The organism is Micromonospora sp. NPDC048909, assembly GCF_040649635.1.
Taxonomy (GTDB): domain Bacteria; phylum Actinomycetota; class Actinomycetes; order Mycobacteriales; family Micromonosporaceae; genus Micromonospora.
The window spans coordinates 302881-324838 of the sequence record NZ_JBEZFU010000003.1 but is presented as its reverse complement, the minus strand read 5'-3'; the positions used below and the strand labels follow the sequence as shown (position 1 = coordinate 324838).

The window sequence follows — 21958 nt, the reverse complement described above, 5'->3', positions numbered from 1 at the left end:
GGACGCGCAGCGCTTACCGAACTTCTGGCATCTTCTGTGAAACGGACCACCCGACGGAGGCGGAAATGCCTGCGGGATCTGTACGGCGTAGCCTTGGAGCCGTCTCGTGCGGGCCCGGGAACCGGGGCCGCCGGGGATCCGCGTGACACCCAGAACCCGCGTGAAAGAGGCGATTAGCGGCCGTGTCGACCCAGCAGACATCGCAGGAGAACCCACTGGCGGGTTTCGGCCCGAACGAGTGGATCGTCGAGGACATGTACCAGCGCTACCTCGCCGACCCCAAGAGCGTCGACTCGGCCTGGCACGACTTCTTCGCCGACTACCGCCCGGCGCCCGGCGCCGGCACTCCGCGACCGGACGGCCAGCCGGACACCGCCGCCGCGCCGGAGCCCGCGGAGCAGCAGGAGGCGGTGGCCACGGTCACCCAGCCCGAGGCGCCGGCACCGGCCCGGCCCGAGCCCGCCAAGGCCGCCAAGGCCGCGCCGCCCGCCAAGGCCGCCGCGCCCGCCGCGCCGGCCAAGGCCGCTCCCGCCAAGCCGGCGGCACCGGCCAAGGCAGCGGCACCCGCCAAGGCGGCGGCCAAGCCGGCCACCGCACCGACCGCCACCGGCCCGCAGACCACCCCGCTGCGCGGCGTCGCCGCGAAGATCGTCCAGAACATGGACGCCTCGCTGAGCGTGCCGACCGCGACCAGCGTGCGCGCGGTCCCGGCCAAGCTGCTGGTCGACAACCGCATCGTGATCAACAACCACCTCGCCCGCGGGCGCGGTGGCAAGGTCAGCTTCACCCACCTCATCGGTTACGCGATGGTCCGGGCGCTGGTCCAGCACCCGGAGATGAACAACTCCTACGCCCAGGTCGACGGCAAGCCGGCGGTGGTCCGCCCGGAACACGTCAACCTCGGCATCGCCATCGACCTGGTCAAGCCGGACGGCACCCGCAACCTGGTGGTCCCCTCCATCAAGGCCTGCGAGCAGATGGACTTCCGGCAGTTCTGGCAGGCGTACGAGGACGTGGTCCGCCGGGCCCGGCGCAACGAGCTGACCATGGAGGACTACGGCGGCACCACCATCTCGCTGACCAACCCCGGCGGTATCGGCACCGTGCACTCGATGCCGCGGCTCATGCAGGGGCAGAGCGCGATCATCGGCGTCGGCGCGATGGAATATCCGGCGCCGTACCAGGGCATGTCCGAGGCCACCCTGGCCGAGCTGGCGGTCAGCAAGGTCATCACGCTGACCAGCACCTACGACCACCGGATCATCCAGGGCGCGCAGTCCGGCGAGTTCCTCAAGGTCATGCACGAGCTGATCCTGGGCGAGCACGGCTTCTACGACGAGATCTTCACGTCGCTGCGGATCCCGTACGAGCCGGTGCGCTGGGTGCGCGACGTCGCGGTCAACTCCGAGGGTCAGATCAACAAGACCGCCCGGGTGCACGAGCTGATCCACGCCTACCGGGTGCGCGGTCACCTGATGGCCGACACCGACCCGCTCGAGTTCACCATCCGCAAGCACCCCGACCTGGACGTGCTCCAGCACGGGCTGACCCTGTGGGACCTCGACCGCGAGTTCCCGGTCAACGGCTTCGCCGGCAAGCGGCGGATGAAGCTGCGCGAGATCCTCGGCGTGCTGCGCGACTCGTACTGCCGGCGGGTGGGCATCGAGTACATGCACATCCAGGACCCGGAGGAGCGGCGCTGGATCCAGGAGCGGATCGAGCGCAAGTACACCAAGCCCGCCCCGGACGAGCAGAAGCACGTGCTCAACCGGCTCAACGCCGCCGAAGCGTTCGAGACCTTCCTGCAGACCAAGTACGTCGGCCAGAAGCGCTTCTCGCTGGAGGGCGGCGAGTCGCTGATCCCGCTGCTCGGCGAGGTGCTGGAGTGCTCCGCCGAGGGCGGGCTCGACGAGGTCGTCATCGGGATGGCGCACCGGGGCCGGCTCAACGTGCTCGCGAACATCGTCGGCAAGCCGTACGAGAAGATCTTCTCGGAGTTCGAGGGGCACCTGGACCCGCGCTCGACGCAGGGCTCCGGCGACGTGAAGTACCACCTGGGCCAGAACGGCAAGTTCACCACCCCGGACGGCGGGCACTCGGTCAAGGTCTCCGTGGTGGCCAACCCGTCGCACCTGGAGGCGGTCGACCCGGTGCTGGAGGGCATCGTCCGGGCCAAGCAGGACCGGATCGACCTCAAGCTGGAGGGCTACACCGTGCTGCCGCTGGCGGTGCACGGTGACGCCGCCTTCGCCGGGCAGGGCGTGGTCGCCGAGACGCTCAACCTGTCGCAGCTGCGTGGCTACCGCACCGGCGGCACCGTGCACGTGGTCGTCAACAACCAGGTCGGCTTCACCACCGCCCCGGAATACTCGCGTTCCAGCCTCTACAGCACCGACGTGGCCCGGATGATCCAGGCGCCGATCTTCCACGTCAACGGCGACGACCCGGAGGCCGTGGTCCGGGTGGCCCGGCTGGCCTTCGAGTACCGGCAGGCGTTCAACAAGGACGTCGTGATCGATCTGGTCTGCTACCGCCGGCGCGGGCACAACGAGGGCGACGACCCGTCGATGTCCAACCCGCAGATGTACAAGATCATCGACTCGAAGCGCTCGGTGCGCAAGCTCTACACCGAGGAGCTGATCGGTCGCGGCGACATCACCGTGGAGGACGCGGAGGAGCTGCTGCGCGACTACCAGGCACAGCTGGAGCGGGTCTTCAAGGCCACCCGCGACGCCGCCTCGACGCCCCGGCAGCTCAGCCGGCCCCGCCGCGAGGAGGAACCGGAGCCGCAGGTCGACACCGCCACCGACCCCTCCGTCGTCCGGGCCATCGGCGAGGCGCACGTCAACCTGCCGGAGGGCTTCACCCCGCACAAGCGGATCCAGCAACTGCTGGACCGGCGGGCCAAGATGTCCGTCGAGGGCAACATCGACTGGGGCTACGGCGAGATCATCGCGTTCGGCTCGCTGCTGCACGACGGGGTCACCGTCCGCCTCGCCGGTCAGGACTCCCGGCGCGGCACCTTCGTGCAGCGGCACGCCTCGATCGTCGACGCCCGCACCGGCGACGACTACCTCCCGCTGAAGTCGCTCACCGCCGACGGCGAGCGGTCCCGGTTCTTCGTCCACGACTCGCTGCTCAGCGAGTACGCGGCGATGGGCTTCGAGTACGGCTACTCGGTGGAGAACATCAACGCGCTGGTCGCCTGGGAGGCCCAGTTCGGTGACTTCGTCAACGGCTCCCAGTCGGTGATCGACGAGTTCATCTCCTCCGGCGAGGTCAAGTGGGGCCAGCGCTCCGCGGTGACCCTGCTGCTGCCGCACGGGCACGAGGGCCAGGGCCCGGACCACACCTCCGGCCGCCCGGAACGCTTCCTCCAGCTCTGCGCCGAGGACAACATGCGGGTCTCCATCCCGACCACCCCGGCGAACTACTTCCACCTGCTGCGCCGCCAGGCCCTGTCGCCGAAGCGCAAGCCGCTGGTGGTGTTCACGCCGAAGTCGCTGCTGCGGCACAAGCTCTGCGTCTCCTCGGTCGAGGACTTCACCACCGGCACCTTCCAGCCGGTGCTGGCCGACACCGCGGCCCCGGCGCCGGAGCAGGTGAAGCGGGTGCTGCTCTGCTCGGGCAAGGTCTACTACGACCTGTTCCAGGCCCGACAGGAGCGGGGGGTCACCGACACCGCGATCCTGCGGATCGAGCAGCTCTACCCGATGCCGGTGGAGGAGATCCGGGCCGCGCTGGCGCAGTACCCGAACGCCGAGGACTTCGCCTGGGTGCAGGAGGAGCCGGCCAACCAGGGCGCCTGGTCGTTCGTCGCGCTCAACCTGCTGGAGCACCTGGCGGACGTGCGGCTGCGCCGCATCTCCCGCCCGGCGGCGGCCGCCCCGGCGGTCGGCTCGGCCAAGATGCACGAGGTCGAGCAGAACGCGCTGATCGAGGCGGCCCTCCCCCGCCCGTGACCTGACCGCACCGCCGAGAGCCGGGGCAGGGCCGCCACCACGGTCCTGCCCCGGCTCCGTCGGTCCACCCGCCCGGCGGAGCCGGGCCGAGCACGAGGACGTACCGATGTACTTCACCGACCGTGGCATCGAGGAGCTGGTCGAGCGCCGGGGCGACGAGCAGGTCACCGTCGAGTGGCTCGCCGAGCGCCTGCGCGACTTCGTCGACCTCAACCCCGAGTTCGAGACCCCCATCGAACGCCTGGCCACCTACCTGGCCCGCCTCGACGACCCCGACGACGACTAACCCCCGGCCCCCGCCCCGGCCCCCTCTCCCGTCCCGTTGATCAAAGATCTGCGTCATCCTTGATCTCGGACCTGACGCGGATCTCTTGAACGGGATCAACGGGGAAGGGGTGGGGCGAAGGACCCGGTTGGTGGGCGGTGCGATCTTCTAGGGTGGGTGCGTGGCGCGCAGCGTGTATCTGACCAGCGTGGGGTCGGGCGGGGGGAAGTCGACCATCGCCCTCGGCCTGGCCGAGCTGCTCTCCCGCCAGGTCGGACGGATCGGGGTGTTCCGGCCGCTGATCTCCGGCGCCGGCCCGGACTCGATCCTCGCCCTGCTCAGCGAGCGCTACCGGATCGACCTGCCGCCGGCCGACCTGGCCGGGGCGACCTACGCCGAGGCCACCACGCTGGTTGCCGACGGCCGCCGCGAGGAGCTGATCTCCCGCATCGTCGAGCGCTACCGGGCGGTGGAACGGCGCTGCCCGGCGGTGGTCGTGGTGGGCAGCGACTTCGACGACACCGGCGACCCGGCCCGCCCCCGTGAGCTGGCGTTCAACGCCCGGCTGGCCACCGAGTTCGGCAGCGTCGTGGTGCCCGTGGTGGACGGCTTCGGCCAGGAACCCGCGGCCGTCGCGGCGGCGGCCCGCGGCGCGTACCACGACCTGGCCGACCTGGGCGCGACCGTGCTCGCCGTGATGGCCAACCGGGTCTCCGGCCCGATGACGCTGCCGGAACTGCCCGTCCCGGCGTACGCCATCCCGGAGGTGCCGAGCGTGTCGGCGCCCACGGTGGCCGAGGTGGCGACGGCGCTGGACGCGACGCTGCTGGCCGGCGACGAGAGCGCGCTCGGCCGGGACGTGCTCGCCTACGTGGTCGGCGCGGCCCACGTGCCGATCCTGCTCGACCACCTGACCCCGGGCGCGCTGATGATCACCCCGGGAGATCGGGCCGACCTGCTGGTGGCGGCGAGCGCCGCGCACGTGGCCGGGCAGGTCTCCCTGGCCGGTCTGGTGCTCACCCTCGGCGAGCAACCGGACCCGCGGGTGATGCGGCTGGTGGAGGAGCTGAACACCGGCCTCGCGGTGCTCTCCGTGCGCACCGACAGCTACGACACGGTGGCCGCGTCCAGCCGGATCGAGGGTCGGCCCAGCGCGGCCAACCCGCGCAAGGTCGAGGCCGCGCTCGGCGCCTTCGAACGCTGCGTGGACACCGACGACCTCGCCCGGCGGCTGAGCGTCAGCCGCTCGAACCGGGTCACCCCGCTGATGTTCGAGAACGAGCTGATCGACCGGGCCCGCGCCCGTCCCCGGCGCCTGGTGCTGCCCGAGGGGGCCGAGGAGCGCATCCTGCGCGCGGCGGAGATCCTGCTGCGCCGGGGCGTCGCCGAGCTGACCCTGCTCGGCCGGCCCGACGACATCGCCCGGCGGGCCCGGGAGCTCGGCGTCGACGTCGGCGACGCGCAGGTGGTGGACCCGGTCACCAGCGAGTGGCGGGACGGGTTCGCCGCCGAGTACGCCGGGTTGCGTGCGCACCGGGGAGTCACCGCTGAGCTGGCGCACGACATCGTGGCCCAGCCCAACTACTTCGGCACCATGATGGTGCGCGCCGGATACGCCGACGGCATGGTCTCCGGGGCGACGCACACCACGGCCGCCACCATCCGCCCGGCGTTCGAGATCATCCGTACGCTTCCCGACGTCTCGGTCGCCTCCAGCGTCTTCTTCATGCTGCTCGCCGACCGGGTGCTGGTCTACGGCGACTGCGCGGTCAACCGCGACCCGGACGCCGCCCAGCTCGCCGACATCGCCATCTCGTCGGCGGACACCGCGGCCCGGTTCGGCATCGAGCCGCGGGTGGCGATGCTCTCCTACTCGACCGGCAGCTCGGGTGCGGGCGCCGACGTGGAGAAGGTCGCGGCGGCCACCGCGCTGGTCCGGGAGCGCCGCCCCGAGCTGCTGGTGGAGGGGCCGATCCAGTACGACGCCGCGATCGACCCCGCGGTCGCCGCCACCAAGCTGCCGGGCAGCCCGGTCGCCGGCCGCGCGACGGTGTTCATCTTCCCCGACCTGAACACCGGCAACAACACGTACAAGGCGGTGCAGCGCTCCGCCGGGGCGGTCGCCGTCGGGCCGGTGATGCAGGGCCTGCGCCGACCGGTCAACGACCTGTCCCGGGGCGCCACCGTGCCGGACATCGTCAACACGGTGGCGATCACCGCGATCCAGGCCGCCGCGACGGACGGGGAGACCGGATGAGCCGGATTTTGGTGCTCAACTGCGGGTCGTCATCGGTGAAGTACCGGCTCTACGACGGCGACGAGGTACGGGACCGGGGCACGGTGGAACGGATCGGTGAGCCCGGGGGCGGGCCGGCCGACCACGAGACCGCCGTCCGGCAGATCCTCGCCGGGCTCGACCTCACCGGCCTGGCCGCGGTGGGACACCGGGTGGTGCACGGCGGCAAGCGGTTCGGCGAGCCGGTGCTGATCGACGACGAGGTGCTGGCCGCGATCCACGACCTGGTTCCGCTGGCCCCGCTGCACAACCCGCCCAACCTGGCCGGCATCGAGGTGGCCCGGCAGGCGCTGCCCGGCGTGGGGCAGGTCGCGGTCTTCGACACCGCGTTCCACCGCACCCTGCCGGAGGCCGCCGCCACCTACGCGATCGAGCGCGACGTCGCCAAGCGGTACGGCATCCGCCGGTACGGCTTCCACGGCACCTCGCACGCGTTCGTCTCCCGCCGCACCGCCGAGCTGCTCGGCCGACCGTACGGGGAGTTGAACACCATCACCCTGCACCTGGGCAACGGGGCCAGCGCCTGCGCGGTATCCGGCGGTCGCAGCGTGGCCACCTCGATGGGCATGTCCCCGCTGGAGGGCCTGGTGATGGGCACCCGCAGCGGCGACCTGGACCCGACCGTCGTCTTCCACCTGCGCCGCGAGGGCGGGTTCTCGGTGGACGACATCGACGACCTGCTCAACCACCGCAGCGGGCTGCTCGGGCTGGCCGGTGCGAACGACATGCGCGAGGTGCTGAAGCGCCGGTCGGCCGGCGACCCGGCGGCGGCGCTCGCCTTCGACGTCTACTGCCGGCGGATCACCAGCTACGTGGGGGCGTACTACGCGCTGCTCGGCCGGGTCGACGCGGTCACCTTCACCGCCGGGGTCGGCGAGCACGCCGCCCCGGTGCGCGCCGCCGCCCTGGCCGGCCTGGACCGGCTCGGCATCGCGGTGGACCCGGCGCGCAACGCCGGCGAGGGCGACCGGCTCATCTCACCGGAGGGCGCCGAGGTCGCGGTCTGCGTGATCGGCACCGACGAGGAGGGCGAGATCGCCCGCGCGGCCCGCGAGGTGACCGCCCGGGCGAGCTGACGAGGTTCGGCTGGGCCGCCCGACCGCCGCGGCTTGCGAGCCGCCGGGGATCAGGCGACCGCGAGCCAGATGGCCAGGGCGAGCAGCAGCGCCGCGACCACGGCGGCGCCGAGCACCATCGGCATCCGGTTGGCGGTGGCGGCGGGCGCGTCGGCCTCCGCGGGATTGACGAACGCCCGGAACGCCTCGGTGTTGCCGCTCGGGTCGCTGTAGTTCTCAGACATGCAGGTGACCCTAGCGAAGCCGGTCGAGCCCGGCCGTCCCGCGTGGCCGTGGCCCACGGGTCGGACCGGGCGGTGGAGCGGTTCCGGCCGAGAAGGTGGGCGTACCGGAGCCGGACGGTGGGGACGCGACAGGCGGCCGGCCACCTACCGTGGACGCATGGGGGCGAGGCGGCTGGCGGCCGTGCTGGTGACGGCGCTGCTCACCGGCTGCGCACCGGCCACCGCCGCGACCGGCGGCACGGCCCCGGCGCGCCGGGCACCCGAGGGCACGTACGCCGTCGGCGTGCGCACGTTCACCCTCGACCCGCGCTCGGCGCGCCCCCTGCCGGTCACGGTCTGGTATCCCGTGGCGGGCGGCGAGGTGGCCGCCGGACAGTTCCCGGTGGTGGTCTACAGCCACGGGCTGGACAGCCTGCCGGAGCTGCACGCCGGGTTGACCAGCCGGTGGGCCGCCGCGGGCTTCGTGGTGGCCGCGCCGGCCTACCCGCACACCCGGCGGGGTGCGGCTCACTTCACCCGGGCCGACGTCCGCCACCAGCCGGCCGACGGCTGGCGGGTGATCCGGCACCTGGTCCGGCTCGCCGAGGGCCCGGGCGACCCGCTCGCCGGGCACCTCGACGTGACCCGCTTCGCCGCGGCCGGCCACTCGGCCGGCGGCTTCACCACCGCCGGGATGTTCGCCGCCGGGCACTCCACCCGGCTGCGCGCCGGGGTGGTCATCGCCGGCGGCGGTCTCGCCGGCAGCTTCGCCGGACCGGCCGCCCCGCTGCTCTTCGTGCACGGCACCGCCGACCCGGTGGTGCCGGTGGCGGTGGGCCGGGCCGCGTACGACCGCACCTCCGGGCCGGCCGCGTTCCTCAGCCTGCTCGGGCAGGGCCACGGTGAGTACCTCACCCCCGGCCGGCCGGGCTTCGCCCAGGTCCTCGCCACCACCACCGACTTCCTCCGCTGGACCCTCTACGACGACCCGGCCGCCGCCCGACGCCTCCCCGCCGACGCCCACTCCCCCACCCTCACCACCTACACCTCCCGCCCCGCCCCCTGACCCACCCCCAACCCCCGCCCCCAACCCCCGCCCACCCCGCAGCGTGGATCATGCAGTTGTGGTGCCTCGCAAACCGGGCTTGCCATACCTTTTCCGGCACCACAACTGCATGATCGACGGGAGTGGGCGGCGGCACGGGGCGGGCGGGGCGGGTGGGTTACCGTCCCGGCGGTCGGGCGATGCGGGCACAATCGATTTCATGTCTCGCCGCCGCGCTCCCGCCCTGCTCGCCGCCACCCTGTTCACGGCCGGCCTGGTGGGTTGCTCCGGGGACGCCCCGGCCACCGAGAACCGCGTCCCGGTCGACCCGCCGCGCAGCGCCACGCCGGCTCCCCGGGTGCCCGCCGGCACCGCGCCGGCGAAGAGCTTCGCGGTCGGCGTACGGCAGCTGAAGCTGGACCGCGACGGCCGGCCGCTGCCGGTGACCGTCTGGTATCCGGCGACCGGGCGGGCCGGTGGTACGCCGGAGCGCTCCGCGACCGCGGCCGACGGGAAGTTCCCGGTGGTGATGTTCAGCCACGGCCTGGGCGGCCGGCCGGCCGACTACGCCACGCTGCTCACCCGCTGGGCGGCGGCCGGGTTCGTGGTGGCCGCGCCGACCTTTCCGCACACCGCCCGGGGTGCCGACGGCAACGTGCTCGACGTGCTGAACCAGCCGGCCGACGTGTCGTACGTCCTGACCCAGGTGCTGGCGCTGGACGGCAAGGCGGGTGACCCGCTGCGCGGTCGGCTCGCCGGCGACCGGGTGGCGGCAGCCGGGCACTCGGCCGGCGGGGTGACCACCGTCGGTCTCTTCACCGGCGGACGGGACGAGCGATTGGACGCCGGCGTGGTGTTCGCCGGTACGTCCCTGGGCGTGGGCACCGCGTTCGCCGGGGCCGCCGCCCCGCAGCTCTTCGTGCACGGCGAGCGGGACGAGGTAGTCGAGTACGCGGCGGGCAAGGCGGTGTACGACGCGGTGCCGTGGCCGAAGGCGATGCTCAGCCTGACCAAGGGCGACCACGGCCGGGCGCTGCTGGCCGACGGCGCGTCGCTGCGCCTGGTCTCGGACACCACGGTCGAGTTCCTGCGCTGGTCGCTCTACGGCGACGCGGCGGCCAAGGGTCGGATCTCCTCCGACGCGGCCCGCGACGACCTGGCCACCTTCGACGACCACCTCTGACAACCGCCGCCCCGGCTCAAGATCCGCGCACTTTCCCGGAAGGAGTGGCCTTCCGGCGTCGGGAGGCCACTCTTTCTCTGAAGTTGCGCGGATCTTGCGAGGCCGGTCGCGGCGCGCGGACTTGCGAGGCCGGCCGCGGCCGGCGCGGGTCAGGCGGTGTGGTCCAGGACGACCTTGCCGAAGGCCTCGCCGCCGTGCAGGCGGGCGAACGCCTCCTCGACCCCGCTGAACGGGATCACGCTGTCCACCACGGGACGCACCTGCCGGTCCGCGCAGAACGCGAGCAGGTCGTACAGCTCGCCGGGGGTGCCCATCGAGGTGCCGAGGATCTCCAACTGCATGGCGAAGACCCGGCGCAGGTTGACCTTCGGCTCGTGGCCGGCGGTCGCCCCGGAGACCACGATCCGGGCCATCGGCGCGGCGGACTTCAGCGAGTGGTCGAAGGTGGCCGCCCCGACGGTCTCGATCACCACATCCACCCGCTCCGGCAGCCGGGCCCCCGGCTCGACCGCCGTCGCGCCCAGGGCGGCGATCCGGTCCCTCTTGCCCGCGTCCCGACTGGTCGCGTAGACCCGCTTGCCCATCGCCACGGCGAGCGCGACGGCCGCCGTGGCGACGCCCCCGCCGGCGCCCTGCACCAGAACGGCGTCGGCGTCCTCGACCCGCCCCTTCGTGGTGAGCATCCGCCAGGCGGTCAGCCAGGCGGTGGGCAGGCAGGCGGCGTCGGTCGGCGACAACCCGTCGGGCAGCGGCACCAGGTTGGGCCGCGGCACGGCCACCCGCTCGGCGAAGGTGCCGGGGAAGTGCTCGGAGAGGATGGAGACCCCGCGCGGGTCACCCGGGGTCGGCACCACCGGGTAGACGACCACCTCGTTGCCCTCCGGGTCCACCCCGACGGCGTCGCAGCCGAGGATCATCGGCAGCTGCGCCTCGGCGAGACCGACCCCGCGCAGCGACCAGAGGTCGTGGTGGTTGAGCGAGCTGGCCCGCACCTGCACGGTCACCCAGTCCTCGCCCGGATGGTCCGGCTCGGGCCGCTCGCCCACGGCGAGCGCGGCGAGCGGGTTGGCGTCGTCGAAGCGGGAGACGAAGGCAGCACGCATGATCGGCACGGTAACAAGCCGATCGGCCGCACAGAAGGGCCCCGGTCACCGCGCGGCGCGGCGGCCGGGGCCGATCGGTCGGATCAGAGGCGGGCCGGAGCAGGCGCCCGCACCGCCGGGTCAGGCGCGGGCGACACCGTCGCGGCGGGCCGCCTCGGCCACCGCCTCGGCAACCGCCGGGGCGACCCGCGGGTCCAACGGCGACGGGACGATCGCCTCGGCGGTCAGCGCCTCGGCGACCACGCCGGCGATGGCGTCCGCGGCGGCCACCTTCATCGCGTCGGTGATCCGGGTCGCCCGGGCGTCCAGCGCGCCCCGGAAGACACCCGGGAAGGCCAGCACGTTGTTGATCTGGTTCGGGTAGTCGCTGCGCCCGGTGGCCACCACCGCCACGTGCCGGGCGGCCACCTCGGGGTGCACCTCGGGCGTGGGGTTGGCCAGCGCGAAGACGATGCCACCCGGGGCCATCCCGGCCACCGCCGCCTCCGGGATCTGCCCGCCCGAGACGCCGATGAGCACGTCCGCGCCGCGCAGCGCCTCGGTGATGTCGCCCGCGCGGTCGTCGGCGTTGGTCGTCGCGGCCAGCTCGGCCTTCGTCCCGGTCAGGCCGGTGCGCTGCCGGCTCAGGATCCCCTTCGAGTCGCAGACCACCACCTGGTCGGGGTTCACCCCGCCGGCGACCAGCATCCTGGTCACCGCGACACCGGCCGCGCCCGCCCCGCTGACCGCCACCCGCAGGTCGCCGAGTTTGCGGTTGAGCAGCGCCGCGGCGTTGCGCAGCGCGGCGAGCACCACGATCGCGGTGCCGTGCTGGTCGTCGTGGAAGACCGGGATGTCCAACGCCTCGTCGAGCCGGCGCTCCACCTCGAAGCAGCGCGGCGCGCTGATGTCCTCCAGGTTGATCCCGCCGAACGAGGGCGCCAGCGCCCGCACCGTCGCCACGATCTCGTCCACGTCCTGGGTGTCCAGGCAGACCGGCACCGCGTCGACGCCGGCGAACTGCTTGAACAGCACCGCCTTGCCCTCCATCACGGGCAGCGCGGCGCGCGGCCCGATGTTGCCCAACCCGAGTACCGCCGAGCCGTCGGTGACCACCGCGACGGCGTGCGCGGCCCAGGTGTAGTCGGCGGCCAGGGCCGGATCGGCGGCGATCGCCTCGCACACCCGGGCCACCCCGGGGGTGTACGCGAGGGAGAGGTCCTCCCGGCTGGTGAGCGGCACCGTCGAGGTGACGGCCATCTTGCCGCCCCGGTGCAGCCGGAAGACGGGATCGGCGGGGTCCACGATGGACGAAGACATTGGTGACTCCAAGATCTGTCGAGCAGATGGGGCGGCCGACTCGGGCGCGAGGTGGGCGGCGAGCGGTGGCACGCGGTGCGGGGGGTCACCCGGGCACTTCCGAGCATAGTGTCGGCACTGCCCCTCGGATGTGAGCAGGGTCATAACGGCCGGGGCCGTACCCGTCCGGGGCGCGGCCAGTAGCGGGCCACCACCCGGCCGTGGACGTCGGCCACGCCGTACGCCCGGGAGTCGTCGGTGACCAGGTCGTTGTCGCCGCGCAGCCACCAGCCACCGTCCTGCTGCCGCACGGCGCGCTTGACGACCAGCAACTCGGGGCGGCTGCGGAAGACCGCCACCACGACGTCGCCGGGGCGGACCCGACGGCCGCCCGGCCGCACCAGCACGGCGTCTCCGTGGCGCAGCGTGGGCGCCATGGACGGGCCGGTCACCAGCACGGCGCTCAGTGGCCGACGCAGCCGGGGCACCCGGGCGGTGTGATCTTCCTGCATGGTTTCACCTCCACCCGGTCGGGGAGCCCCTCCAGGAGTAATGTCGGCTTGGATCATCGCAAACTTCCCATGGAGGATCCCGATGCGACTTCCACGCATCCTTACGCCCCGCGTAACCGCGAGCGCTCACTGCGATCTGCCCTGCGGCGTCTACGACCCGGCCCAGGCCCGGATCGAGGCCGAGTCGGTCAAAATGATCTGCGAGAAGTACCAGGCGAACACCGACCCGGAGTTCCGCACCCGCGCGGTCATCATCAAGGAGCAGCGGGCCGAGTTGGTCAAGCACCACCTCTGGGTGCTCTGGACCGACTACTTCAAGGCCACGCACTTCGAGAAGTACCCGCAGCTGCACCAGCTCTTCAACGAGGCCACGAAGCTCGCCGGTTCCGGCGGCGTCAAGGGCAGCCTCGACCCGGCCACCGCCGACCAGCTGCTGCAGAAGATCGACGAGATTTCCAAGATCTTCTGGGAGACCAAGAAGGCGTGACCCTCGGTACCGAGGCACCGACGATCCGGCCGGCACGTCCCACGGACGTGCCGGCCGTCGTCGCGATGGTGCACGAGTTGGCGGCGTACGAGCGGGCGCCCGAGCAGTGCCACCTGACCGCCGAGCAGTTGGACGCAGCCCTGTTCGGCCCGGCGCCGGCGCTCTTCGGGCATGTGGCCGTCGACGCCGACGACCAGCCGGTCGGGTTCGCGCTCTGGTTCCTCAACTTCTCCACCTGGGCCGGTGTGCACGGCATCTACCTGGAGGACCTCTACGTCCGCCCGACGGCCCGGGGCACCGGTGCGGGCCGACTGCTGCTGGCCACCCTCGCCGCGATCTGCGTCGAGCGCGGTTACCGCCGGCTCGAGTGGTGGATGATCGACTGGAATCCGGCGGCGGGTTTCTACGCCGCGATCGGCGCCGACAAGATGGACGAGTGGGTCCCCTACCGGCTCAGCGGGGACGCGCTGCACGGGCTGGCCCGCCAGGCGGCGGCGGCCCCCACCCACCCGTCCGCCTGACCGGGTAGAGTCCCCGACCGGGGGGATGAGTGGTGACTCAACTGACCGGCCAGTCGGCCACCGACGACGACATCGTGCACCTCACCGTGCCCGCCGACGGCGGCTACCTGGGGGTGCTCCGCACCGCCACCGCCGGTCTCGCGGCCCGGCTGCAGTTCGCCCTCGACGAGATCGAGGATCTGCGCATCGCCGTCGACGAGGCGTGCGCGATGCTGCTCGCCATCGCCACCCGGGACGCCGAGTTGGAGTGCCGCTTCTCGGTGACCGAGGACGCGCTGACCGTCGAGGTGACCGTGCCGACCGTCCGCGGCGCCACGCTCCCCGCCGAGTCGTCGTTCGCCTGGAAGGTGCTCACCGCGCTGACCACTGCGGCGTCCGCCACCGCCGCCGACGGGCGGGCGACCATCTCGCTGCTCACCCGCCGCTCCGGCTACTGACCGCCGCCCGGCCGGTTACCGGCCGGCGCTCGGCTCCCCGGGCGCGGCGAAGCCCAGCGCGCGGTTGGTGGGCGGGCTCAACAGCAGCGCGCTGACCCCGAGGCCGAGCGCCATCAGCGGTACGCCCAGCCAGCCCAGACCACCCTGGATCATGTACCAGCCGATCGGCAGCAGCATCAGCTGGAGCACGATCGCCGGGGCGCGCGCCCCGGCACGGCACCGGGCCAGCGCCCCGCCGAGCGCCCAGAGCGCCGCCGCCGCGCCGACGGTGAAGACGGTCACCAGCAACGCCGAGGTGAGGCCGGCGGTGGTGTCGGCGGTCAGGTCGGCCCAGAGCAGCCAGACGGCGATCAGCCCGACGGCCACCGCCTCGGCGCGCAGCAGCCGCACCGCCCAGCGGAGCGTGACGGGAATCGGGTCCGAGTCGATGGTCACGCGCGCCACGATACCCGGGCTACCGGGGGGTACAGTGCCGCCCATGCGGGCCGTCCTGGTGGTCAATCCGAAGGCCACCACCACCAGCGAACGCAGCCGGGACGTGCTGGTCCGGGCGCTGCGCAGCGAAGTCGACCTCTCCGTGCGGTACACCCGCCGACGCGGGCACGCCACCGCGCTGGCCCGGGAGGCCGCCGAGGAGGGGGTGGACGTCGTCGTCACCCTCGGTGGCGACGGCACGGTGAACGAGGTGGTCAACGGGCTGATGGCCGCGGAGCCGCCGACCGTGCCCGGCGCTCTCTCACCGGCCGAGCGGCTGCCGGCTCTCGCGACCGTGCCGGGCGGTTCGACCAACGTCTTCGCACGGGCGCTGGGCCTGCCCCGGGAGTGGCCGGAGGGCACCAGCATGATCCTGGAGGCGCTGCGGCTGGGCCGCTACCGCACGATCGGGTTGGGTCGCGCCGACGACCGCTACTTCACCTTCTGCGCCGGGTTCGGGGTCGACGCCGCGGTGATCCACCGGGTCGAGCAGGCCCGCCGCCGGGGACGGGTGTCCAGCCCGAGCCTCTACCTGCGCGCCATCCTCAGCCAGTACTTCTTCGCCTCGGACCGTCGGCATCCGGCGGTCAGCCTGGAGCGGCCGGGTGAGCCGGCGGAGGACGAGCTCGCGACGGTCATCATCCAGAACACGGCACCGTGGACGTACCTGGGCGACCGGGAGATCAACCCGAACCCGGAGGCGTCCTTCGACCTCGGCCTGGACGTGCTGGCGTTACGCCAGCTTCGGGTGCCGAGTACGACACGGACGGTGACCCAATTCCTGTCCACGCGCCCCGACCCGCGCGGCAAGCAGGTGCTGCGACTGCACGACGTCGCGGAGTTCACGCTGGTCTCCAGCCGTCCGCAGGCGTTCCAGCTGGATGGCGACTACCTGGGTGAGCGGGAGAAAGTTAGATTCGCATCCATTCCCGCCGCACTGAGAGTAATCTGCTAGGTCTCGGGTACTGCCCTTGGTTGACGCGGCCGTGATCCCGCCGACGCGACGGCCGCCACACCGAGGGGCAGGTGCCGGAAATGTCAGCAATGTCATGCGGACTGTACTATATTGATCCTCGACTGTGGTACGCCGGGTAACCAGAGCGCTCTGGAACCGGGACAAAAGGGTTGTGGGCTTGCTCACCGCACGGAGGTTTTTCTGAGCGTCACCCTTGACATCGTGTGAGTTCGTGAAAGTATTCACAAGCGAACTTGAGTTACCGGGACATTGCCTGGATATGCTCGGCAGGTTGAGCAGTTCCAGCAGGTCCCCGGGGCCAACAGCCTGCTCACGCAATGCCGAATAGTCGGACGCGAACCGTAACGACCGGCATTGCTGATGCATATAGGAAAAGCACCGAAGCACGATTTGCCACCCATCCAGAATGAGGAGTGTTGCCGCCATGGACTGGCGTCACCATGCTGTCTGCCGCGACGAGGACCCGGAGCTGTTCTTCCCGATCGGGACGTCCGGTCCGGCTCTGCTGCAGGTCGAGCAGGCCAAGGCCGTCTGCCGGCGCTGCTCCGTGACCGACCAGTGCCTGCAGTGGGCGCTCGAGTCGGGTCAGGACGCCGGCGTCTGGGGCGGGATGAGCGAGGAGGAGCGGCGCGCTGTGAAGCGTCGCGGCGGCCTCCGGGTGCTGCGCGCTCACTCCGCCTGACCACCGACACAGCTGCACGCCCCGCCGGGCCCGACCCGGCGGGGCGTTCTGCTGTCCCGGCCCCGCCGGCCCACTCCGTCAACCCAGCGCACTCCGTCAAGCCGGCGTACCCGGCCAGGCCAGCGCAGCCGGCTGGGCCAGCACGCCCGGCCGGACCAGCCCGCCCGGTTGGCCCAGTGCGGCGTCGACCCGGCGCAGCACCAGGTCCGCGAGCTCCGGGGCGTCGGTGAGCGGGGCGGCGACGGCGACCGCGCCGGCCGCGCCCGCCGACATCGTCACCGCGTCGTGGAAGAGGCCGGGGGCCAGGAAGTACGCCGACACGGCCACCCGACGGGCGCCGTCCGCCCGCAGCCGGGTGACCGCCGCGCCGACCGCCGGCGGCGCCGCCGAGGCGTACGACACCCGGGTCGGCACGCCGTAGGCGAGGCCGAGGGCGGCGGCGACCCGCCCCACCGAGCCCCGCGCCCGCGGATCCCGGGTGCCCGCCGCGGCCAGCACCAGCGCGTCGAACCGACCCGGCTCCGCCTGCGCCAACCGGCGCCGCAGGCCGGACAGCAGGCCCGGGTCCACCACCCCGTCGGCCGGTCCCAGCACATCGGTCACCCGCACCGCCAGGTCCGGCGCCGCCACCCGGGCCTCGGCGACCGCCGCCGGAATGTCCACCCGACGGTGGTAGGCGGCGGTCAGCAGCAACGGGACCAGCACCACCCTCGGGTGCCCGGCGGCGGCCAGCGCCCGGAGCGCCTCGGCCGGGCCGGGGCCGGTGTGATCGAGCCAACTCGCCGAGACCGGGGTGCCCGGGCGGGCCGCCGACACCGCCCGGGCCAGTGCCCTGGTCGCCGCGGCAGCCCGCGGATCACGGCTGCCGTGCGCGACCAGGACGACGGGGTCGGCGCACGGGCGCGCCGCCACCGCCCCGGTCGGTACCCGCCGGATCGGCCGGGTCAGACGTGCAGTCCGCACTCGGTCTTCTCGAACATCGCCCACCGGCCGGCCCGCGGGTCCTCCCCCGCCTTGGTCCGACGGGTGCACGGCCAGCAGCCGATCGAACCGTAGCCCTGCTTGAACAGCTCGTTGACCGGCACGTTCCACCGGGCGATGTAGCCGTCCACGTCGGCCTGTGACCAGGCCGCGATCGGGTTCACCTTGACCCTTCCGCGTCGCGCGTCGAACGTCACCACCGGCGTGTTGGCCCGGGTCGGCGACTCGTCCCGGCGCAGCCCGGCGGCCCACGCGTCGTAACCGGTCAGCGCCCGCTCCAGCGGCTCCACCTTGCGCAGCTGGCAGCAGTCGTCCGGGGACTTGTTGAACAGCCGCGGCCCGTACTGGCCGTCCTGCTGGCCCACGGTCAGCCGGGGCCGGATCGACCGGACGTTCACCGGCAGCGTCCGAGCCACCTCGTCGCGTACCCGAAGCGTCTCGGGGAAATGCAGGCCGGTGTCGAGGAAGACGACGTCCACCCCGGGCGCCACCCGGGAGACCAGGTGGGCCAGCACCGCGTCCGCCATCGAGCTGGTCACACAGAACCGGTCGCCGAAGGTCTCCGCGGCCCAGCGGGCGATCTCCAGGGCCGGCGCGCCCTCCAGTTCCCGGCCGGCCCGCTCGGCCAGCGCGCGCAACTCCTCCGGAGCCCGCCGGGCCGGGCCGGCGGGCTCCGTACCCACCGTCCCCACCAGACCGAGGTTCGCCGCCGACACGAGGCTCATCGGTTCACCGCCCGGCTGAGCAGACCGGTGAACTTCACCGTGAAGACCCGCGCGCAGGCGTGGCACTCCCAGGCGCCGTGGCCCGCCTCGCTCGGCCGCAGATCCTCCTCGCCGCAGTACGGGCAGTACAGGGGTGCCGCACGGTTCTCGCTGCTCATCGCAGTTCCTCCTCGTCGACTCTGATCACCCACTGGGCGAACGGCTCGCCCGCGTGCCGGCCGGCCAGATAGCGGCGGGCCAGCCGTTCCACGTACTCCGGAAGCTCCTCGGCGGTGGTCTTCAGGCCGCGCAGCTTGCGGCCGAAGCCCGAGGTCTGCCCGGCGGCCATGCCGAGGCCGCCGCCGAGGTGCACCTGGAAGCCCTCCACCTGGCGACCGTCCGGGCCGAGCACCAGCTGACCCTTGAGGCCGATGTCGGCCACCTGGGTGCGGGCGCAGGCGTTCGGGCAGCCGTTTAGGTGGATGGAGATGTCCGCGTCGAAGTCGCGCAGCCGCTGCTCCAGGCGGGCCACCAACTCCTCGCCCCGCGCCTTGGTCTCGACGATCGCGAGCTTGCAGAACTCGATGCCGGTGCAGGCCATGGTGCCGCGCCGCCAGGCCGACGGCCGGGCCTCCAGGCCGATCTCGCGCAGCGCACCGACCAGCGACTCGGTCCGCTCCGGCGCGACGTCCAGCACCAGCAGCTTCTGGTACGGAGTGAGCCGGATCCGGTCGCTGCCGTGCGCCTGCACCGCGTCGGCCAGCTTCGCGAGCTGCCCGCCGGAGACCCGGCCGACCACCGGGGCGGCCCCGACGTAGTTGCGGCCGTCCCGCTGCCGGTGCACACCGATGTGGTCGATCGGCCGCTCGGGCAGCTCCGGGGCCGGACCGTCGAGCAGCGCCCGGCCCAGGTACTCCTTCTCCAGCACCTCCCGGAACTTCTCCACGCCCCAGTCCGCGACCAGGAACTTCAACCGGGCCCGGTTGCGCAGCCGGCGGTAGCCGTAGTCGCGGAAGATGCCGACCACACCCACCCAGACGTCCGGCACCTCGGCCAGCGGCACCCAGACACCCAGCCGCTGGGCGAGCATCGGGTTGGTGGCGAGGCCGCCGCCGACCCAGAGGTCGAAGCCGGGGCCGTGCTCGGGGTGGTCCACGCCGAGGAACGCGATGTCGTTCGCCTGGTACGGGGTGTCCGCCTGCCAGGAGATGGTCGACTTGAACTTGCGCGGCAGGTTCGAGTACTCCGGGTCGCCCACGTAGCGACGGACGATCTCGTCGATCGCCGGCGTCGGGTCGATCAGCTCCGTCTCGGCCACCCCGGCGACCGGGCTGCCCAGCACGATCCGGGGGCAGTCACCGCAGGCCTCGGTGGTCTCCAGGCCGACCGCCTCCAGCCGGCGCCAGATCTCGGGCACGTCCTCGACCCGGATCCAGTGCAGCTGGATGTTCTGCCGGTCGGTGATGTCGGCGGTGTCCCGGGCGAACTCCCGCGAGATGTCGGCGATGGTCCGCAGCTGGGCGAGGGACAGTTGGCCACCGTCCACCCGGACCCGGAGCATGAAGTACTCGTCCTCCAGCTCGTGCGGCTCGAGCACGGCGGTGCGCCCGCCGTCGATGCCCGCCTTGCGCTGGGTGTAGAGACCCCACCAGCGGAACCGGCCGCGCAGGTCCTGCGGATCGATGGAGGCGAAGCCCCGGTGGGCGTAGATGTTCTCGATCCGGGCCCGGACGTTGAGCGGGTTGTCGTCCTTCTTGATCCGCTCGTTGGGGTTGAGCGGCTCGCGGTGGCCGAGCGCCCACTGCCCCTCGCCCCGGGCACGACGCGGTGCCCGGGCGGAACGCGTCGTCGGGTCGTCGGACCGGGCTGGAATGCTGCTGACCGCCATCGCGGCGTCCTCCGTTGTCTGCTGAGCCTCGGTGGGTACGCGGGCGCGGCGGCCGGCCCGTCAGAGCGGGCTCGGGACAACGGTGTCGAGAGGGCCGGCGCGGAGCGCGCCCGAGACAGATTTGTCGGGCGTCGTCAGTTGGCCGGACAGATGGCGCTGCGCACGCGGCCGTAGTCGACGTGGCGACGGGCCACGAAGCGACGTACGACGGCGGCGGTCATGCTCGCCATGCTGCCACACCCCATGGGTGCCGGCCAATGAGTGGGTGCCGGATCCCACATCACGGGCCGACCTCGGTACGCCTGCTCCCGCCCCGGCGCGCCGGAGCGTGTGCGAGGCTCGGCCCTGTGGGTGGATTGTCCGATAGGTCGCATCGGGCAACCCCGGCCGGAGGCGGAGCGAGCCGGTCCTCGGGGCTGCGGGGCGCGACGGTCTGGTTGGCGCCGGCGCTGCTGACCCTGCTGGTCACCGGGGTCGAGCTGGGCCGCGCCCAGCTCTGGCGGGACGAGCTGGCCACCTGGAGCGCGGCCACCCGGTCGGTCGGCGACCTGGTCCGGCTGGCCGGCACCATCGACGCGGCGACCGGGCCGTACTACCTGCTCATGCACGGCTGGGTGGCGCTGGCCGGGGACTCGGTGGTCGCGCTGCGGGCGCCGTCGGTGCTGGCCATGACGGGAGCCGCGGCGCTGACCGCGCTGCTCGGCCAACGGCTCGCCGGGGCCCGCGTCGGCCTGCTCGCCGGCCTGCTCTTCGCGGTGCTGCCCGGCACCTCCCGGTACGCCCAGGAGGCCCGGCCGTACGCGCTGGCCACCTTCTTCGCCGTACTCGCCACCCTGCTGCTGGTCGACGCGCTGCGGCGCCCGGGCTGGGCCCGCTGGGCCGGATACGCCGCCGCCCTCGCCGCGCTCGGGCTGACCCACCTGATCGCCCTCACCCTGCTCGCCGCGCACGCGGTCGCGGTACTCGCCGCCCGCCGCGCCGGCCTCGCCCCCGCCGACCCGGCCGGCGGGCAGGGCGGGCCGGGCCGCGGGCGGGACGGGCGGTGGTGGTGGCTGCCGGCCGTACTGCCGGCGCTGCTGCTGACCGCCCCGCTCGCGTTGGCCGCCCGGAGCCAACGGGGCAGGCAGCTGAACTGGGTGGACCTCGTCCGGCCGGCCGATCTGATCGCGCTGCCGGGCGGGGTCGCGCAGAGCAGCGTGGTGGGTGGGCTGCTGGTCGGGCTCGCCGCGCTCGGCGCCGCGCGGCTGGGCTGGCGCGCCCTGCTACCCGGGTGCGCGGTGCTGTTACCGGTCCTGCTACTCTTCGCCGCCGGCCTGGGCGTACCGATCTGGGTGCCCCGCTACCTGGTGTTCGTCGTACCGTTCGGCTGCGTGCTGGCCGCAGCGGCGCTGGCGGCGGTGCCGCTGCCCGGCGGGCTCGCCGTGCTGGCCCTGGCCGGGCTGCTCGGCCTGCCGGACCAGACCGCGCTGCGGCACACCCACGAGTGGCCGCGCAGCGCCCCGGTCGACTACCGGGGGGTGGCCCGGATCGTCGCCGCCGGACAGCGCCCCGGCGACGCGGTGGTCTACTCGCCCCGGGACAGCTGGCTCTTCCTCGACCTCGGGCTGGACTACCAGCTGCCCGACCGGCGTCCCCGGGACGCGCTGCTGGTCGAGGGGCAGGCCCGTCGGGGCAGCCTCTGGGCGACCGAGTGCGACCGGCCCGCCGAGTGCCTGGGCGGCGTGCCCCGGGTCTGGTTGGTGGTCGCCGGCCGGCGCCCCGACCCGGTCGCCGCGGTGCCCGGCGCGAAGGGGGCCGCGCTGCGGAACGGCTTCGCCGTCGAGCAGGTCTGGCAGCGCCCCGGTCTGACCGTCGCCCTGCTCACCCGCTGACCGCCGCCGGCCGC

General features: G+C 73.2%; 21 protein-coding genes. 12 read left to right on the top strand and 9 right to left on the bottom strand.

The window, feature by feature from the left end; all coding sequences use genetic code 11:
• Positions 1 to 182 precede the first annotated feature (182 nt).
• From AB0C04_RS10850 to AB0C04_RS10835, 4 genes are all read left to right on the top strand, one after another.
• Positions 183 to 3962, top strand: coding sequence for a multifunctional oxoglutarate decarboxylase/oxoglutarate dehydrogenase thiamine pyrophosphate-binding subunit/dihydrolipoyllysine-residue succinyltransferase subunit (locus tag AB0C04_RS10850; RefSeq protein WP_357051507.1), 3780 nt, complete (start codon positions 183 to 185; stop codon positions 3960 to 3962).
• Between the two features lie 106 nt (positions 3963 to 4068).
• Positions 4069 to 4248, top strand: a complete 180-nt coding sequence (locus AB0C04_RS10845) for a DUF6104 family protein (RefSeq protein ID WP_350871677.1) — start codon at positions 4069 to 4071, stop codon at positions 4246 to 4248.
• A gap of 160 nt (positions 4249 to 4408) precedes the next feature.
• Positions 4409 to 6484, top strand: a complete 2076-nt coding sequence (pta, locus tag AB0C04_RS10840; protein ID WP_357051504.1) for a phosphate acetyltransferase — start codon at positions 4409 to 4411, stop codon at positions 6482 to 6484.
• Entirely contained in the window at positions 6481 to 7599 is a 1119-nt protein-coding gene (locus AB0C04_RS10835) for an acetate kinase (protein ID WP_357051501.1), read from the top strand. Before pta ends, AB0C04_RS10835 begins: the two co-directional genes overlap by 4 nt.
• A 50-nt stretch (positions 7600 to 7649) precedes the next feature.
• Here the strand turns inward: AB0C04_RS10835 and AB0C04_RS10830 are convergent, their stop codons facing one another.
• Positions 7650 to 7823, bottom strand: coding sequence for a hypothetical protein (locus AB0C04_RS10830; RefSeq protein WP_357051498.1), 174 nt, complete (start codon positions 7821 to 7823; stop codon positions 7650 to 7652).
• Positions 7824 to 7980: 157 nt separating this feature from the next.
• On the opposite strand from AB0C04_RS10830, the gene AB0C04_RS10825 reads away from it, so the two are divergent.
• Together AB0C04_RS10825 and AB0C04_RS10820 are read left to right on the top strand one after the other, a co-directional pair.
• Positions 7981 to 8868: an alpha/beta hydrolase gene (locus AB0C04_RS10825; protein WP_357051496.1), complete on the top strand. Its 888-nt coding sequence runs from the start codon at positions 7981 to 7983 to the stop codon at positions 8866 to 8868.
• 199 nt (positions 8869 to 9067) lie between these two features.
• Positions 9068 to 10030 (top strand): chlorophyllase, encoded by a 963-nt coding sequence (locus AB0C04_RS10820; RefSeq protein ID WP_357051493.1) that lies wholly within the window; start codon positions 9068 to 9070, stop codon positions 10028 to 10030.
• Between the two features lie 149 nt (positions 10031 to 10179).
• Here AB0C04_RS10820 and AB0C04_RS10815 read toward each other — a convergent pair whose 3' ends face one another.
• The 3 genes from AB0C04_RS10815 to AB0C04_RS10805 form a co-directional block, all read right to left on the bottom strand.
• The gene (locus AB0C04_RS10815; RefSeq protein ID WP_357051490.1) at positions 10180 to 11142 is read right to left on the bottom strand and encodes a zinc-binding dehydrogenase; all 963 of its coding nucleotides are present in this window, start codon (positions 11140 to 11142) and stop codon (positions 10180 to 10182) included.
• 111 nt (positions 11143 to 11253) lie between these two features.
• A complete protein-coding gene (locus tag AB0C04_RS10810; protein WP_357051488.1) occupies positions 11254 to 12432 on the bottom strand; it encodes an NADP-dependent malic enzyme in 1179 nt (392 codons plus the stop codon).
• Positions 12433 to 12572: 140 nt separating this feature from the next.
• Positions 12573 to 12923 (bottom strand): S24 family peptidase, encoded by a 351-nt coding sequence (locus AB0C04_RS10805; RefSeq protein WP_357051485.1) that lies wholly within the window; start codon positions 12921 to 12923, stop codon positions 12573 to 12575.
• Positions 12924 to 13005: 82 nt separating this feature from the next.
• On the opposite strand from AB0C04_RS10805, the gene sodN reads away from it, so the two are divergent.
• The 3 genes from sodN to AB0C04_RS10790 all read left to right on the top strand — a co-directional run bounded on the left by sodN (position 13006) and on the right by AB0C04_RS10790 (position 14368).
• A complete protein-coding gene (gene sodN / locus AB0C04_RS10800; RefSeq protein WP_357051482.1) occupies positions 13006 to 13410 on the top strand; it encodes a superoxide dismutase, Ni in 405 nt (134 codons plus the stop codon).
• 65 nt (positions 13411 to 13475) lie between these two features.
• Positions 13476 to 13931 carry a GNAT family N-acetyltransferase gene (locus AB0C04_RS10795; RefSeq protein WP_357052237.1) on the top strand — a complete coding sequence of 152 codons (456 nt, stop codon included), beginning with the start codon at positions 13476 to 13478 and terminating at the stop codon, positions 13929 to 13931.
• Between the two features lie 32 nt (positions 13932 to 13963).
• Positions 13964 to 14368, top strand: a complete 405-nt coding sequence (locus AB0C04_RS10790; RefSeq protein ID WP_357051479.1) for an ATP-binding protein — start codon at positions 13964 to 13966, stop codon at positions 14366 to 14368.
• A gap of 15 nt (positions 14369 to 14383) precedes the next feature.
• On the opposite strand, the gene AB0C04_RS10785 is transcribed toward AB0C04_RS10790, so the two are convergent.
• Entirely contained in the window at positions 14384 to 14803 is a 420-nt protein-coding gene (locus AB0C04_RS10785) for a hypothetical protein (RefSeq protein WP_350871659.1), read from the bottom strand.
• Positions 14804 to 14846: 43 nt separating this feature from the next.
• Here AB0C04_RS10785 and AB0C04_RS10780 point away from each other — a divergent pair, with 43 nt between their 5' ends.
• Positions 14847 to 15797 carry a diacylglycerol kinase family protein gene (locus AB0C04_RS10780; protein WP_357051475.1) on the top strand — a complete coding sequence of 317 codons (951 nt, stop codon included), beginning with the start codon at positions 14847 to 14849 and terminating at the stop codon, positions 15795 to 15797.
• A gap of 445 nt (positions 15798 to 16242) precedes the next feature.
• Complete coding sequence (locus AB0C04_RS10775; protein WP_007072794.1) at positions 16243 to 16500, top strand: WhiB family transcriptional regulator; 258 nt, start codon at positions 16243 to 16245, stop codon at positions 16498 to 16500.
• Between the two features lie 96 nt (positions 16501 to 16596).
• On the opposite strand, the gene AB0C04_RS10770 is transcribed toward AB0C04_RS10775, so the two are convergent.
• Genes AB0C04_RS10770 through AB0C04_RS10755 form a run of 4 tightly spaced genes read right to left on the bottom strand, consistent with a single transcriptional unit; the run spans position 16597 to position 20073 of the window.
• The gene (locus AB0C04_RS10770) at positions 16597 to 17412 is read right to left on the bottom strand and encodes a CbiX/SirB N-terminal domain-containing protein (RefSeq protein ID WP_357052234.1); all 816 of its coding nucleotides are present in this window, start codon (positions 17410 to 17412) and stop codon (positions 16597 to 16599) included.
• A 32-nt stretch (positions 17413 to 17444) separates the two neighbouring features.
• On the bottom strand, positions 17445 to 18206 hold the full coding sequence (locus tag AB0C04_RS10765) for a phosphoadenylyl-sulfate reductase (protein WP_357051471.1): 762 nt from the start codon (positions 18204 to 18206) through the stop codon (positions 17445 to 17447).
• Positions 18203 to 18364, bottom strand: coding sequence for a hypothetical protein (locus tag AB0C04_RS10760; protein ID WP_357051468.1), 162 nt, complete (start codon positions 18362 to 18364; stop codon positions 18203 to 18205). Before AB0C04_RS10760 ends, AB0C04_RS10765 begins: the two co-directional genes overlap by 4 nt.
• Positions 18361 to 20073: a nitrite/sulfite reductase gene (locus AB0C04_RS10755; RefSeq protein ID WP_357051465.1), complete on the bottom strand. Its 1713-nt coding sequence runs from the start codon at positions 20071 to 20073 to the stop codon at positions 18361 to 18363. The genes AB0C04_RS10760 and AB0C04_RS10755 overlap by 4 nt, the downstream gene beginning before the upstream one ends.
• Positions 20074 to 20489: 416 nt before the next feature.
• On the opposite strand from AB0C04_RS10755, the gene AB0C04_RS10750 reads away from it, so the two are divergent.
• Positions 20490 to 21944 carry a glycosyltransferase family 39 protein gene (locus AB0C04_RS10750; RefSeq protein ID WP_357052231.1) on the top strand — a complete coding sequence of 485 codons (1455 nt, stop codon included), beginning with the start codon at positions 20490 to 20492 and terminating at the stop codon, positions 21942 to 21944.
• Positions 21945 to 21958 lie beyond the last annotated feature (14 nt).

Coding starts and splice junctions, on each gene's coding strand:
- AB0C04_RS10845 (WP_350871677.1), top strand. CDS start 4,069: ATGTACTTCACCGACCGTGGCATCGAGGAGCTGGTCGAGCGCCGGGGC.
- AB0C04_RS10835 (WP_357051501.1), top strand. CDS start 6,481: ATGAGCCGGATTTTGGTGCTCAACTGCGGGTCGTCATCGGTGAAGTAC.
- AB0C04_RS10830 (WP_357051498.1), bottom strand. CDS start 7,823: ATGTCTGAGAACTACAGCGACCCGAGCGGCAACACCGAGGCGTTCCGG.
- AB0C04_RS10825 (WP_357051496.1), top strand. CDS start 7,981: ATGGGGGCGAGGCGGCTGGCGGCCGTGCTGGTGACGGCGCTGCTCACC.
- AB0C04_RS10820 (WP_357051493.1), top strand. CDS start 9,068: ATGTCTCGCCGCCGCGCTCCCGCCCTGCTCGCCGCCACCCTGTTCACG.
- AB0C04_RS10810 (WP_357051488.1), bottom strand. CDS start 12,432: ATGTCTTCGTCCATCGTGGACCCCGCCGATCCCGTCTTCCGGCTGCAC.
- AB0C04_RS10805 (WP_357051485.1), bottom strand. CDS start 12,923: ATGCAGGAAGATCACACCGCCCGGGTGCCCCGGCTGCGTCGGCCACTG.
- sodN (WP_357051482.1), top strand. CDS start 13,006: ATGCGACTTCCACGCATCCTTACGCCCCGCGTAACCGCGAGCGCTCAC.
- AB0C04_RS10795 (WP_357052237.1), top strand. CDS start 13,476: ATGGTGCACGAGTTGGCGGCGTACGAGCGGGCGCCCGAGCAGTGCCAC.
- AB0C04_RS10780 (WP_357051475.1), top strand. CDS start 14,847: ATGCGGGCCGTCCTGGTGGTCAATCCGAAGGCCACCACCACCAGCGAA.
- AB0C04_RS10775 (WP_007072794.1), top strand. CDS start 16,243: ATGGACTGGCGTCACCATGCTGTCTGCCGCGACGAGGACCCGGAGCTG.
- AB0C04_RS10765 (WP_357051471.1), bottom strand. CDS start 18,206: ATGAGCCTCGTGTCGGCGGCGAACCTCGGTCTGGTGGGGACGGTGGGT.
- AB0C04_RS10760 (WP_357051468.1), bottom strand. CDS start 18,364: ATGAGCAGCGAGAACCGTGCGGCACCCCTGTACTGCCCGTACTGCGGC.
- AB0C04_RS10755 (WP_357051465.1), bottom strand. CDS start 20,073: ATGGCGGTCAGCAGCATTCCAGCCCGGTCCGACGACCCGACGACGCGT.